13 protein-coding genes and 1 pseudogene are annotated in these 14,166 nt (G+C 53.8%); 1 reads left to right on the top strand and 13 read right to left on the bottom strand.

Going from position 1 to position 14,166, the window contains the following annotated elements; translation table 11 throughout:
- Nucleotides 1-3 precede the first annotated feature (3 nt).
- Complete coding sequence (locus FPL14_RS23795; RefSeq protein WP_182300074.1) at nucleotides 4-861, top strand: phosphatase PAP2 family protein; 858 nt, start codon at nucleotides 4-6, stop codon at nucleotides 859-861.
- A 79-nt stretch (nucleotides 862-940) separates the two neighbouring features.
- On the opposite strand, the gene yajC is transcribed toward FPL14_RS23795, so the two are convergent.
- The 13 genes and pseudogenes from yajC to FPL14_RS23730 form a co-directional block, all read right to left on the bottom strand.
- Nucleotides 941-1,255 (bottom strand): preprotein translocase subunit YajC, encoded by a 315-nt coding sequence (yajC, locus tag FPL14_RS23790; RefSeq protein WP_182300073.1) that lies wholly within the window; start codon nucleotides 1,253-1,255, stop codon nucleotides 941-943.
- A 17-nt stretch (nucleotides 1,256-1,272) separates the two neighbouring features.
- Nucleotides 1,273-2,406: a tRNA guanosine(34) transglycosylase Tgt gene (tgt, locus tag FPL14_RS23785; protein WP_182300072.1), complete on the bottom strand. Its 1,134-nt coding sequence runs from the start codon at nucleotides 2,404-2,406 to the stop codon at nucleotides 1,273-1,275.
- 193 nt (nucleotides 2,407-2,599) lie between these two features.
- Nucleotides 2,600-3,672 (bottom strand): annotated as a pseudogene (gene queA, locus FPL14_RS23780) (tRNA preQ1(34) S-adenosylmethionine ribosyltransferase-isomerase QueA).
- Between the two features lie 2 nt (nucleotides 3,673-3,674).
- A complete protein-coding gene (locus FPL14_RS23775; protein WP_182300071.1) occupies nucleotides 3,675-5,798 on the bottom strand; it encodes a SpoIID/LytB domain-containing protein in 2,124 nt (707 codons plus the stop codon).
- Between the two features lie 65 nt (nucleotides 5,799-5,863).
- Complete coding sequence (gene ruvB / locus FPL14_RS23770) at nucleotides 5,864-6,874, bottom strand: Holliday junction branch migration DNA helicase RuvB (RefSeq protein ID WP_182300070.1); 1,011 nt, start codon at nucleotides 6,872-6,874, stop codon at nucleotides 5,864-5,866.
- Nucleotides 6,875-6,901: 27 nt separating this feature from the next.
- Nucleotides 6,902-7,519 (bottom strand): Holliday junction branch migration protein RuvA, encoded by a 618-nt coding sequence (gene ruvA, locus FPL14_RS23765; protein WP_182300069.1) that lies wholly within the window; start codon nucleotides 7,517-7,519, stop codon nucleotides 6,902-6,904.
- Entirely contained in the window at nucleotides 7,519-8,019 is a 501-nt protein-coding gene (gene ruvC, locus FPL14_RS23760) for a crossover junction endodeoxyribonuclease RuvC (RefSeq protein ID WP_182300068.1), read from the bottom strand. Before ruvC ends, ruvA begins: the two co-directional genes overlap by 1 nt.
- Before the next feature lie 378 nt (nucleotides 8,020-8,397).
- Complete coding sequence (locus FPL14_RS23755; RefSeq protein ID WP_182300067.1) at nucleotides 8,398-9,090, bottom strand: BofC C-terminal domain-containing protein; 693 nt, start codon at nucleotides 9,088-9,090, stop codon at nucleotides 8,398-8,400.
- Between the two features lie 64 nt (nucleotides 9,091-9,154).
- Nucleotides 9,155-9,895, bottom strand: a complete 741-nt coding sequence (locus FPL14_RS23750; RefSeq protein WP_182300066.1) for a hypothetical protein — start codon at nucleotides 9,893-9,895, stop codon at nucleotides 9,155-9,157.
- Complete coding sequence (locus FPL14_RS30620) at nucleotides 9,802-10,752, bottom strand: LysM peptidoglycan-binding domain-containing protein (RefSeq protein ID WP_182300065.1); 951 nt, start codon at nucleotides 10,750-10,752, stop codon at nucleotides 9,802-9,804. The genes FPL14_RS23750 and FPL14_RS30620 overlap by 94 nt, the downstream gene beginning before the upstream one ends.
- Before the next feature lie 147 nt (nucleotides 10,753-10,899).
- Nucleotides 10,900-11,775, bottom strand: coding sequence for a prephenate dehydratase (gene pheA, locus FPL14_RS23740; protein WP_182300064.1), 876 nt, complete (start codon nucleotides 11,773-11,775; stop codon nucleotides 10,900-10,902).
- Nucleotides 11,772-12,791, bottom strand: coding sequence for a homoserine kinase (gene thrB, locus FPL14_RS23735; RefSeq protein ID WP_182300063.1), 1,020 nt, complete (start codon nucleotides 12,789-12,791; stop codon nucleotides 11,772-11,774). The genes pheA and thrB overlap by 4 nt, the downstream gene beginning before the upstream one ends.
- Before the next feature lie 42 nt (nucleotides 12,792-12,833).
- Nucleotides 12,834-14,120 (bottom strand): homoserine dehydrogenase, encoded by a 1,287-nt coding sequence (locus tag FPL14_RS23730; RefSeq protein ID WP_182300062.1) that lies wholly within the window; start codon nucleotides 14,118-14,120, stop codon nucleotides 12,834-12,836.
- Nucleotides 14,121-14,166: the final 46 nt, after the last annotated feature.

The following is a 14,166-nucleotide window of genomic DNA, read 5'->3' as shown; positions in this document are numbered from 1 at the left end:
ATCATGGTTTTGTTCCATAGCATGTCGGCTATATCGATCAGCACGATCGTCGCGGTCAGCGTTCTTATCGCTTTCGGAACGGGACGCCAACCTTTCGCGGCTGCGTGGTCATTCCTGAAAACGTTAGTCGTCTCGCGCAAATACTTGCTTTTTTTCGTTTCCGTAATGGCGATTATGCTATTGAATAAAACCGAGCTGTTGCTGGAGAACTGGCTCAAAGTTCCTTACGATCTTACTCCCATGCTTAGCGGATGGGAAGGCGGTTGGCCCGCATGGCTGCAGACGAACTTTCAATCCCCGGCGCTAACCGCGATTTGCGCGATATTTTACTTGGTCGTGTTTCAATCCGCGATGATCGCGTCCGTCGCCATCTATACCCATCATCAGAACATGAAGCTTTTTTATGCTTTCTGCATCGCCTTATTGCTCAACTATTTCCTTGCCGTTCCTTTTTACTTATTCGTCCCCGTTAACGAGGTATGGTTCGTCCATCCGCAAGTCCGTTTTCTGCTGCTGGACGTGTTCCCTGCATTCGAACGCGAATATCGTCCGCTATCGGGATTGAATAATTGTTTCCCAAGCCTACATACTTCAATCTCGATTACGATTGCTTTATTAGCGAGCAAATCGGGAATACGACGCTGGGCGATTTTTACTTGGATCAACGCGGCAATTATTCTATTCTCGATATTTTATCTCGGCATTCACTGGTTTACGGACATGGTCGCGGGAATCGCTCTCGCCTTATTCTCGGCAACTGTAGGACTCAAAATAGGCGCATGGGCGGAAAGCCGTTCGCATATCGGCTCAAGCGTGCGCGCGAAGGCCAAAATCAAAGCTTCCGGGCCGATCGGCTCCTAACGAAAAAAGCCATTCCGCCGCGGATGATGTCCGGAGCAGAATGGCTTTTCGTTTCGTCTACTGCGTGGAATAAGTATCCTTATTCTCCAGCTTCGCTCTTTTCGGAACGAGCCGTTACGTTGTTGATCGAAGAACGATCGAACGTCAGCTTCGTTACGTCGTTTACTTTAAGAACGACCGTATCGTCGGAAATTTCCGAGATCGTTCCGTGCAGGCCGCCTACCGTCGTAACTTTATCGCCTTTTTTCAACGCATTCAACATCGAACCGCGTTGCTTCTGTTTCTTTTGCTGCGGACGAATCAGCAGGAAATAAAAAATAGCGAACATCAGGATGAAAGGCGCCAGTGTGTAAAGAAGGTTTCCACCGCCGCTAGTTGTTTCCGCTAACCACATTTGTATTCCCTCCTCTCTTAGAAACCGCTATCGTTTTGTGCCATTCCATATTTCTCGAAAAATTGGTCTCGGAACGTTCCCAGCCGGTCTTCCCGGATCGCCTCTCGAACTTGACCCATGAGTTGCACCAAGAAATGCAAATTATGTATGGTCGTCAAGCGTAGCCCGAACATCTCGTCGGCTTTAATCAAGTGTCGAATGTAGGCTCGGGAATAGTTCTGGCATGCATAACAGGTACACTCCGGATCCAATGGACCGAAATCGTTGCTGTACTTGGCGTTACGGACGACCATTCGGCCTTGGCTAGTCATCAGCGTTCCATTGCGCGCTATGCGCGTCGGCAGAACGCAATCGAACATGTCGACTCCGCGAATGCTGCCGTCAAGCAGAGCATCCGGCGATCCGACTCCCATTAAGTAGCGAGGCTTGCTGCTAGGCAGCAAATGGATGGTCTCTTCCAACATTTCGTACATGAGATGTTTAGGCTCTCCCACGCTCAGTCCACCCATAGCATACCCCGGAAAATCTAGGGAAGTCAAATCCAGCGCGCTTTGTTTGCGTAAATCTTTATGCATGCCGCCCTGGACGATGCCGAATAACGCTTGATCATGCGGCCGGCCATGCGCTTTGAGGCATCTCTCCGCCCAACGGCTCGTCCGCTCGGTCGATTGCTTAACGTATTCGTATTCGGCCGGATAAGGCGGACATTCGTCGAAAGCCATAATAATGTCCGCTCCGAGAGCATTCTGCACGTGCGTCGCGCTCTCGGGCGTCAAGCTGAGCTTGTCGCCGTTAATATGGGAGCGAAATTCAACGCCTTCCTCGGTGATCTTGCGCATTTCGCTCAAGGAGAACACTTGGAAGCCGCCGCTATCCGTCAGAATCGGGCGATCCCAATTCATGAACTTATGTAGCCCGCCTGCCGCTTTCACGAGCTCGTGTCCCGGTCGAAGAAACAAGTGGTACGTGTTGCTCAAAATGATCTGCGCTCCAAGAGACTTAAGCTCTTCGGGGCTCATCCCTTTGACGGAGGCTTGCGTACCGACGGGCATGAACGTCGGAGTCTCGATAATGCCGTGCGGCGTATGCAATCTGCCGAGTCGCGCGCCGGTCTGGGCGCAAGTTTTGATTAATTCGTATTTGACTGCCATTATTGGGGTGGTCCTTCCTTTAAATAATCGATGATCGCCGTACGAAAAAGGGGAGTTACTCCACCGCCGTTAAAATCCGAGTTGTTTATGAATTTGTTATTCGGATACAACTCGGATTTTAAAGGCGGACGTAAACTTTCCGTACCTCCCCTTTTCCTCCCGCCTCCGCGATTACTATATCTAAATTCTATATTTACTTTATAAACATCGCGTCGCCGAAGCTGAAAAAGCGGTATTGCTGCTTAATGGCTTCGTTATAGGCGTTCAAAACGTTGTCGCGTCCGGCCAATGCGCTTACGAGCATGACCAGCGTCGACTTCGGAAGATGGAAATTCGTTAAGAGCGCATTGACCATCGAGAACTCGTAGCCGGGATAAATGAAAATATCGGTCCAACCGTCGCATGCCTCGATAGGCGAACCTTGGAAACGCCGGCCGATCGTCTCCAGCGTCCGTGCCGAAGTTGTTCCGACCGCGACGATTCTGCCTCCCGTTGCCTTTGCGTCGTTAAGAATTCGCGCGCTCTCCTCGCTAACGGAATACCATTCCGCGTGCATCTCGTGCTCTTCGATCGTATCTACCGCTACGGGGCGAAAAGTTCCGAGACCGACGTGCAGCGTAATCGGACAGAGATTCACCCCGTTCTCCTGCAATCGGTTCAAGAACGAATCCGTGAAATGCAGCCCCGCGGTCGGAGCGGCCGCGGACCCTCATTGCGGGAATAAACGGTCTGATACCGTTCCCGGTCCGATAATCTTTCTTTAATATAAGGAGGAAGCGGCATTTGTCCGAGTCGGTCCAATAGCTCGTTGAATATTCCTTCGTATTCGAACCGTATCGTTCGGGCTCCCATTTCCCCCTCGTCTTCGACGACCGCGGACAGCAGAGGTTCGGCTGTCCGTTCTCCCTCTTCGCCTTCCTCCGCGGCCGTTATGCCGAAGCTTAACCTTGCTCCTATGTGAATCTTTTTGCCAGGTCGAACCAACGTTTCCCATCTATCGCCTTCTATCCGTTTAAGCAACAGCAGTTCGACTTTGGCTCCCGTGTCCGCCTTGATCCCGAACAATCTTGCGGGAAGCACTCTCGTGTCGTTCAGCACGAGCGTGTCTCCCGGTCGCAAGTATTCCGCTAAATCCGTGAAAGTACGGTGCTCGAGCTGTCCGTTGTTCCGATCGAGGACTAAAAGACGGGATGAAGTCCGTTCCAGAAGCGGAGTCTGGGCTATTAAAGTCTCCGGTAATTCGAAATCGTAATCGCTAACGTTCATGATTAGGCATCCTTTTCGATCGTTACATTCTTGTAGTAGTATTGCAGGATATATTGGTAGTCATACCCTTGCTCCGCAAGTCCTCTAGCCCCCCACTGGGACATTCCTCCGCCGTGTCCGTTCCCTTTACCGGAGATGACGAACGAAGGCGAAGTCGTTGCAGCTCGCAAACTGCCGTTTCCGTCCATGATAAAGAGATTGGGATCTTGGATGGAACGGACTTGGCCATCGCTGCCGATCGCTTGGAGCGTGCCGCTCCGTTCCGGAACTTCGCGTTTGGCGCCGTCGCCGTTTATAATCGTATAGCGTCCCGTCTCCTCAATGGAGAACAACGTGCTCATCAATCCGCCGAACGCTCCTCTCAGATTGTCCGGTACTCCTACGTCCACGACGGTTCCGTTCGCTTTGACTTCCGTCACGCGCCCGGAAGGACCTCTCTTGGATACTTCCAACGTTACCAGAGGCGCATTGATCGGGGTTTTGGCGCGTTTGTTCAATGCGGTCAACAACTGTTCCGATGTCATCGGCGCTTCCGTCCAACTATATACCGTGTACTCCGGCACTTTATCCAGCTCCACGACGAGCGTTCCCGCTCCGACGCGGGCTATCGGCTCGATCGTCGAGACGACCTGAGGCCTGGAGCGAACGGCAGTCCCTTCTCCCGACACCTTCAAATACTTGGCCCCGCTAACGTGGGTTTGTCCGCTGTCCGAGACCAAGTCGGAACGAATGTATCCGACCTGTCCGGAAGGAAGAGCGACGTAGTACCAATCCAGCTTGCTCTTCTGCGGCCCTTCGTCAGGGCTCGTCACGTTCGAAGCTAGGAAAGAGTTGTCTCCTCCCCATATTTCCGATTTCGTGTCTGCGGTTACGCCCCCCGCATTAGACGAGAAAACGGCGCTGATCGGTTTGCCGCCGATCGTCATCACCTGTCCCGCCGTCTCGTTCACGCCGGCCGTCGAGTTCGCGTTTTCCGAGCTTATTCCGTAATAAGCTTGAATGAGCGTCGTATCCACGACGTGCGCAATCTGATAGCGAGTTCCCACGGACAGCGCATAAGTCCTTGCCGCGACCGCCTGCGCTTTCTGCGCTTCCAACGGCCAACCGGAACCGACTTCCGTGCCGACGACGGAGTACAGGTATTGTTCCAAGTTAACGTCATTCACGACGGCTAACGCTTGGTTCAGCACGCTGATCTCCATGCTGCCGCGGTACGTTCTTTTGCTGCGTTCGATTAATTGAATTCCGCCCTCTCCGGCGGGATCCGCCCTCAAGACGGCTCCCCCGCCAACCGGGATAGCATACAAGGGTACCGCTACTTTGGCGCTTCCGTTATAGGTCATGTCATTGCGGAGCGTAACGTATGGTTCGTTGACACCAGGTATGCGTACGTTCGCTCCTCCTGCGGCTGCCATAGCCGATTGCTGCAATGCCGCAGCAGACGCGGCATCCTTCTCTTGGCCAACGCGGACGATATAGCTCAGCGCGCCATTCTGCGGCTTAAGCGCTGCGAATGCATCCAAACCTGCCCCGCCGAACTGATCGGCGGCTGCTTGCGCCTCCGCCAAGCTAGCGTAAGGGCCGGCTTCCAGAGCCAAAGGGCCTGCTATCCGGGCAGCCGTCGACGATTGCACGCCCGAGGCAACTCCCGCTTTCGTCCATTTCGTCAAAGCGGCGGAGGCTTCCGAAGCGCTGGCATAAGCTCCCTCGGACACTTGATAGACCGTTCTGCCGGATTTGGACAGTTGGGTCACGAATGCCGCGTTCGACGAGGCTTGCACTTTCTTCAGAACGGCAATCGCCGCACTGTAATCCTCCGTCTCCGCTAGCAGCGCGCGATAGCCGTCCATCCCGAAGCGGACCGCTTGACCTGCGGGAGCAGTCGCGAGCGGAAGGCTATTCGCGGATTCGTTCCAACTAAGGTTTAAGCCGCCGGAGGATTGTAACGTAGCCACCGGAGTAATCGATTTAAACGAGCTTAAGTTAAGGAAAAAGGCTACCCGAATGTTCTCCGGCGCTTGGTACGCGGCGTGAACGGGATGCGGGGCAGCGCTTGCGAGAACCGAAGAAGCTATAAGGAGCGTGATTAACAATCGAGCAAAACTGCGCTTAGCATAGGGGATCATCGAATTCTCCTCCGTCGTTTAGGTCAGCCTGTCGACTATCGACCCTAAGTATTGTCTTCGTTCGATCATCCATTCTGATCCGGTATAGGCAAGCCTAAGTGCCGATATGCTGCCGCCGTAACGATACGTCCTCGCGGAGTTCGCTGCAAAAAGCCGATTTGCATCAGATACGGCTCGTATACGTCTTCGATCGTTTGGCTCTCTTCGCCGATGGAAGCCGCTATCGTATCCAACCCGACCGGTCTGCCGCCGTAATTCTGAATCATCGAACGGAGCATCTTATGGTCGATGCTGTCCAATCCCATCGGATCGACTTGAATTCTTTCCAACGCGTCATGGGCGACCGCATCGGTAATGATGCCATCCCCTCTGACCTGCGCATGGTCGCGTACCCTTTTCAACAGCCGGTTCGCGATCCTAGGCGTTCCGCGAGCGCGTCTGGCAATCTCGCGCGAAGCTTCGCCGACGATGCCTACTCCGAAAATTTCAGCCGTACGCGTTACGATATAGGACAGCTCATCCTCCGTATAGAACTCTAACCGGCTTACGACGCCGAAGCGGTCCCGTAACGGAGCCGACAACAACCCGGCTCTCGTCGTCGCTCCGATCAAAGTAAACTTAGGGAGGTCTAACCGTACCGAGCGAGCGCTCGGTCCTTTGCCGATAATGAAGTCCAGCGCGAAATCCTCCATCGCCGGGTATAGCACTTCCTCTACCGTCCGATGCAGCCGATGAATCTCGTCGATGAACAGAACGTCGTTTTCCTGCAAATTCGTTAGAATGGCAGCCAGATCGCCGGGGCGTTCGATGGCCGGGCCGCTCGTCGTGCGAATGTTAACGCCAAGCTCATTGGCGATAATGTTCGATAGCGTTGTTTTACCTAGTCCCGGAGGACCGTACAGAAGCACATGGTCCAACGGCTCGCGCCGCATCTTGGCGGCTTCTATGTAGATCTTCAGGTTGTCCTTCACTTGCGCTTGGCCGATATATTCCGCCAAATAGCGAGGGCGCAGGCTGTATTCCACCGCTTGGTCTTCCATCATCAAATGCGCGGTGACGATACGCTCGTCTTCCATTGTTCCGGCCTCCTCTCCGCTTGCGAATTATCCTTGGAACAATTGCTGCAAAGCTTTTTTAATCAACACGTCCGGCGACTCCTCGCCGGTTACTTTATCCTTCAGCGTCAGCCACGCTTTGTCCAGCTCCGCATCCCGGTAGCCAAGCCCCGTCAACGCCTCGCGGGCAGCGGTCCATGCCGAGCTGCTATCCGAGGCGGCCGGTTCCGACATATCGATCATCGAAGCAACAGCCCAACGGCTGTCGATCGTTCCGAGCTTGTCCTTCAAATCTAGAACCATTCGCTGCGCCGTTTTTCTGCCGATTCCCGGCAGCTTGGTCAGAAAAGCAAGATTCTCCTGCTGAATCGCCGCTACGACCGCTTCCGGACGTCCGCCCGCCAATACGCCAAGCGCCACCTTCGGTCCGATACCCGATACTTCTAGCAATCTGCGGAATAACGCTTGCTCGTCCCGCGTCGTAAATCCGAACAAATGTATCGCGTCTTCGCGAACATGGTGGTAAATATACAGTTCTACGGGCTCGTTCGTACGCGCCAAACCATACGGATTCGGAGTAAACACCCTGTACCCGACATCGCGGACGTCTAGCACCACGTATTCGCTTTCCAGATGAGCAACCTTTCCTCGCAAAAAATCGATCATTAACGCTTCACTCCGTTCATTCGGTCATTTAGGACGATGGAATGGGCATGGCAGATGGAAACGGCAAGCGCATCGGCAACATCGTCGGGTTTCGGGATCGCGGACAATTTGAGCAGCATTTTGACCATTTCCTGGACTTGTCTTTTCTCCGCGGCTCCGTACCCGACAACCGCCTGCTTAACCTGCATCGGAGTGTATTCCGCGATCGGCAATCCGCGCTGGGCCGCCGCGAGCATAAATACGCCGCGAGCTTGTCCGACGCTGAACGCGTTAGTAACGTTCTTGTTGAAGAACAGCTTCTCTACCGCAACGGTATCCGGTTTATACTGATCTAGCAAACTGCAGACGGATTCATAGATTTGTTTGAGCCGTACTTCCTGCGGGGTACCCGCGGCGGTCTCGATACATCCGTATTGGACGGGAGTCAATTTATGCCCCGTTTTGTCGATAAACCCGAATCCCATAATGGCTATCCCAGGGTCGATTCCGAGTACTCTCATGAGCACGATCCCCCCGTTTATACTCTATCTACGCACAATTCATTTAATTATATCAAATGTTCCCCCCCATGAGAACAGAAGGAGAACGCAAATACGTGAACGCCAATCTTAGTGTTAAGCTTGTTTTAAGCGTGGTAAGGGTTAAGGCGAATCGTTCCGCAGAAAAATCGTCCGAAGGTCACGCATACTTGAATTTGGGACGCTCCGCTAAATGGCCCTCGATGAGCACAACAACCGCGCTTGATGCACGAAGGCCAAAAAAGCGCCCCGCGTTCTCCCGGCCTTCATCATACAGCCATAAAAATAGGCCAACCAGAAAAGCCTGGCTGACCAAATTATACGAGGGCGTCCCGTATGCCGCCCTTTTCCCACATTGTTCTATTGCGGAGCTGCTTGCGACTTCATGATGGCGTACTCGTCGAAACTAGACAATACGCTGTTGTATTCATCCTTATCCGTTACGCGAATGCCGTTCGCCAGATCGCGAAGGCGATCGTCGGACATTCGCGACTCCAACATTTCTACATCGAGTTGAAAAAAGGTACGGATCGCTTTTTCCTGCCAGGGAGGTCCGTCGAACAGCGTTAAATTGCCGTCTCCATCCATCCCTATGTAGGCGGTTTTACGGCATTGGGGAGACAAGTCGTCAATCGATTCTTCCATGAGCATCTTGCCCGCCGAATCGAAGCTCGCTTCCCATTCGCGATGGGATTTAAGTAAATCCGAAGCCTCCGAGGACGATAATCTGCCCAGTTGCCGAGTTTCTTCCCCGCACAAATAAGTGCGATGAAGGATGAGTTCGACTTGCCCGTGCCATCGTTGCAAGGCGCTAAGCGTCCGATCACGCGAAGTGGGATGACGAGCCAAGCCGGGTTCTTCCGCCCAAGCGGACGCCGATTCGATAGGCAGGAACACCTGCGATGGTTTCTGCGCAACGATCCTATGGGCCATCCATGAACCGGCGATCGCTGCGAGCAGGAACAAAGCGGCAACCAACCCGAGAGACCATACGTGACGGCGTTTTCTCTTCAACGATTTTTTGAGTTCTTTAAGAATGCGAAAGCGAGACACCGGAATCCCCTTCTCTGCTTTTTTCTCTATTGTTCCCTGGGAATTCCGGCGATATGCGCTTTAATTACCATTTAATCCATGGAAGGCTTTCCTTGCGCTTCGGCTTGCTTTTTCTAGCTACCGCGACCTTTAGCTTCGTCTTAGCCTGTCGATTCTTCACGGGAGCTATTTTCGTCACCTCATCTTCGCTATCGATGCTCTCGCCGCTCTCGCCGCTTCCATCTCCCCTTAGCGGCCCTAAAGGCGGCATTGGAGGAAATGACGGAATAGGAGGAATGGACGGGACACCTCCGTAATAGGGATACGGCTCGCAATTCGCGACCCCCGCTACGGTTCCTGGCAAACCTTCCGCCAGCGGGCTTGCGCCTACCGGGATGTCTCCCATCGGCGAACCGTAATAAGGTCCGGGGTTCATTCCCGGGAATTGCCCCGCGGGACTTACGCCTTGCGGTGCGTAACCGTATGGAGCTGCGCCATACGGAGAGACCCCGTACGGAACTCTTTCGTCGGAATAGGCCATACCCGGGTAGCCGACTGCGTGAGGAGCAACTGCTGAATTAATCGCCGCGGTCGACGGCCAAGCGGACTGCCCGCCGCAGGTTTTGCAGCCGGAAGCCGGTTTACCGCTCGGCATAACGGGATAGTGCATGCCCGGGATAGAAGCCTCTACTTCAGGCGGGCTGTACGAAATATCCTGATATCCATAAGAGCCTAACCCGCCGATATTCCCGGCCAATTGGCCTCCGAGAGGAGAGATGACCGGCTGCTGAACGCCGTAGCCGTAACCCGCTTGGGCATGATCCATGTAGGCAGACTGTTGCGCGCCGTAGCCGTAACCCGCTTGGGCACTGATCCACGTAGGCAGGCTGTTGCGCTCCGTAGCCGTGTCCCGCTTGCGCATGATCCGCGTAGGCAGGCTGTTGCGCGCCGTAGCCCTGCCCGCTGCGCATGATCCGCGTAGGCAGGCTGTTGCGCGTCGTAACCGTGTCCATACCCATACGGCACTGCGTCCGGATGCGGTATTTCCTTATGAACCGTAGCTTGCACCGCCGGTACGGGATATTGCTTGAACAATTCTACGTGTTCATGAACCTCGAACCCGTAGATCGGCTTCGCCTCGGCAATCGGCTGGACGGGAGCAGGAGCCGGGACCGGCTGAGGAACGGGTTCCGGGACGATCGGCGCAACCGGGGTAACCAGAACGGGTGCCGGCGCAGGCGTTGGCTGGGGCTGAACGCTCGTATCGGCTTTCGCTCCGGTGCTCGGCATAACTCCCGTGTTCGCTTTGCCTTGCCCTGGATTTCCGTTCGCGTTTACATTCGCGGCGTCGTTTCCGTGCGCCGGTTTCGGAATGTTAACGACTTCGCCCGTCAACAACGCATTCGGATTTTTGAGCTGAGGATTAGCCTTGATCATATCGGTAAGCTGTATTCCCCAAGACTTGGAAAGCTTCCATAACGTATCCCCCTGCTTTACGACATGATGATGAATGACCTCTGCCGTTGTCTGCGGTCGCGAAGGGACTTTCACCTTCATTCCTACCTCAATCGCATCGGGATTGCTAATATCCGGATTTGCCTTTACGATGTCCTCAAGCGTTACACCGTATTTCTGGGCTATCGAATAGAGCGAATCCCCTTGCTTTACCATATGGATCTTCACGCCATTCCCTCCTGATGGTTGACTTAGCTCACGAGCGGGCGAATGCCCTCGCGCAATCTCTACATCCTATGCAAGGAATGGGCGTTTGACATCCCCGAATATAAAAATCCGACCGCCTGACGGCATGTCGGATTGAAGTCGCGTATATTATTGCTCGAAAGGCAGGCTCGGATAGGAGCCAAGAAGCCTCACCTGGCATCCGATCGCTTCGATCTCCGCTATGGCAGCCGGAAGCAGAACGGAGTCGAGCGGATATTCGATGTCGATGTAAAAGTAGTAATTGCCAAGCTTCTTCTTCGTCGGCCTCGATTCGATCTTGGACAAGTTGATGCGGCGCCATGCAAAGGCGGACAACATTTGGTGAAGCCCTCCCGGAAAATCCTCCGGCAAAGTGACGAGTATGCTCGTCTTACGCAATGGAGCTTCAGGTTTCTCGTAAGATGAATTCCCGACCAACAGAAACCGCGTGAAATTGTTATCGTGATCGGTGACGCCGGACTCTAGGACGTCAAGCTCCAATTCCGCAGCGGCTAGCCGCGTACCGAGCGCCGCCCATCCTTGGCCCGGGTTGTTTTTCACCATTCGGACAGCCTCGGCCGTGCTGCTAAGCGTCTCCAGCTCCGCATGAGGCAGCTTAGCCCGAATAAACTGCAAGCACTGCGCCATTGCGACGGGATGGCTCATCACCTTCGTTATCTTGCTTGGATCCCAGACACCGTTCTCTCCAGCCAATTCGCTTCCCGAACCGATCAGATTCTGGATGGACGGGAATACCCATTCCGCTCGGATAGGCAAGTCCACCTCATGCACAAGCCAGTCGATGTGCAAGCTAACCGATCCGTCGATCGTATTTTCTATCGGAATAACGCTCCAATCCGTTTGCCCTTTGGCCGTGGATTGGAAAACGTCGGCGATCATTTTGCAATATACGAATTCTACGTCTTCATTACGGAACAAATAACGAACCGCTTCGTCGGAAACCGTGCCTTTGGGCAATAGAGCTACGGATTTACGTTTACTCATGCGCCCACCTCCGCTCCGGCCTTTCCTAATATTTGTTCAAGATCCAGATTGAAATCGGCATCGTTCTCGTTCACCATGCGTACGATCGGTCCATGCAAACACGGTTCCAACCAACGCGTTTTGACGGTCACTCCTTCTTGCCCCATGACTTCTTGCACGAAAGAGATTAATTTCCCGTCGCCGGAGTGCTCGCTTCTGGACAGCAACAGCAAAGTCGGACCCGCGCCGGATAAAACCGCTCCGAGCGCCCCATGCTGCGTTGCCTCGCGAAGAATTCGCTCCATTCCCGGAATAAGCGCCGCCCGATAAGGCTGGTGCAGCCTGTCTCTCATGGCGTGGGCCAACAGATCCAATCGGCCCGACGCAAGCGCCGCCGTCAAGAGCGAGCTATGCGTAACGTTGAATACCGCATCCTTCATCGAAATCCGCTCGGGAAGCACGTTGCGCGCTTTCTTCGTCGATAATTCGAACTCGGGAATCGCCACGAGCACGTCCATTCCCGCGGGAGGCTCGATACGCACGTATTCGGCTCTCTCGCCGTCCCAAGCCGCGGCGATAATTCCTCCGAACAACGAAGCTCCCACGTTGTCCGGGTGTTTCTCCAATGCCGTCGCCATTTGAAACAGCTCGCCCTCGGTCAATGCATTGCCGATGAGCGCGTTTGCCGCCACTAGCGCGCCAACGATGGCCGCGGCGCTGCTTCCGAGTCCTCTCGTAAGCGGAATATCGCTTCTAATGCCGATATCCAGCTCCGGTAGCTCGACTCCAGCCTTGTGGAAGACTGCCTGCGCTACGGTATATACCAAGTTCGTTTTGTCCCGGGACACGCCTTGCAGATTATCGCCTACCAGCGTAATTCTAGTCGTCTCCGCCGGCGCCATGCTAACCCAAGCGAATAAGGACAACGCCATACCGAGAGAGTCGAATCCCGGTCCCAGATTAGCCGTGCTCGCCGGCACCTTGACGACTGCTCTTCCGCTTGTTACGTTTGCTTCTTTCCTTGCTTCATAACGCATAACTAGGCTCCTTTAATGCTGTTTTCGCCAATTAGTAAGAAGTTAGCCTTCTACGCGATATACGCTTTTGATTTTCCGAATCGAGTTCTGGCTCTCGAATGCTTGAAGAACTTGATTCATCGCCGCTTTGCTGGCTTCATGCGTGATAATGATGATTTCCGTACTCGACTGGTTCGGCGTCGAAGGCTGCATGACCGATTCGATGCTGACATCGCAATTCGAGAATACTTGGGCGATTTGCGCCAATACGCCGGCGCGATCTTCTACATGAAGGAGCAAGAAAAACTTCGACGCGATTTGTTCGTCCGTTTTCAGCTTCATCACGTTATAGGATAACTGAGCTTGGCGTCCATTCACCCCAAGCTTCATATTCTTAATAACGGCAACCAAGTCGGCGACGATGGAAGTTGCCGTTGGCAATTCTCCCGCTCCCGCGCCATAGAACATCGTTTCTCCAACCGCTTCGCCATGCACGTATACCGCGTTAAATACGCCGTTTACGGAAGCGATCGGATGGCTTCTCTTGATCATCGTAGGTTGTACGCTTACGCTGATGGTATCGTCCTGACGCTCCGCTATTCCGAGCAGCTTAACTTCATAACCTAACCGTTTGGCATATTGGATATCCTCTTGGGTTACTCCGCTAATCCCTTTGGCGCTTACGTTATCCAACGAGACGTTCGCCCTGAACCCAAGCGACGACAGAATCGTCATTTTGCGAGCCGCATCCAGCCCTTCCACGTCGGAGGTCGGATCGGCTTCCGCGTAACCAAGCTCTTGGGCTTCTTTAAGCACATCCGCATACGCCGCGCCTTCCTGACTCATCTTGGTCAGGATATAGTTGGTCGTTCCGTTGACGATTCCCATGATTTTCGTAATCCGATCCGAGGAGAAGCCTTCGATCAGCGTACGAATAATCGGAATCCCGCCCGCTACACTTGCTTCATATAATACGTCGCAGCCCTTATCGCGAGCTTTCGCCAATATTTCCTGGCCGTGCATCGCCATTAAGTCTTTATTCGCGGTTACGACATGTTTACCACGTTCCAATGCCTCGAGAATGTACTCTTTCGTAAGGGCAACGCCGCCCATGACTTCAACGATAACGTCGATCCCGGGGTTGCGTACGATATCCCATGGGTCTTCCGTCAGCTTGGACGGGTCCACCGATATGTTTCGCGCTTTCGCGCGATCTTTAACGAGAATCTGAGCGATCTCGATGGGAGATCCAACTTGGTTAGACAAATCCTCTTGATGGCCTTCCACGATTCTAACGACGCCCGTTCCCACTGTACCTAGACCTAGCAAACCCACTTTTACCGGTTTCATTCTATTTCCTCCGCTTCCAGCTATCGCAATAATCTGCTTCCCCTTG

The organism is Cohnella cholangitidis, from assembly GCF_014107495.1.
Taxonomy (GTDB): Bacteria; Bacillota; Bacilli; order Paenibacillales; family Paenibacillaceae; genus Cohnella; species Cohnella cholangitidis.
The sequence above is the reverse complement of the archived record's forward strand: the minus strand, read 5'-3'. Positions and strand labels throughout refer to the sequence as shown.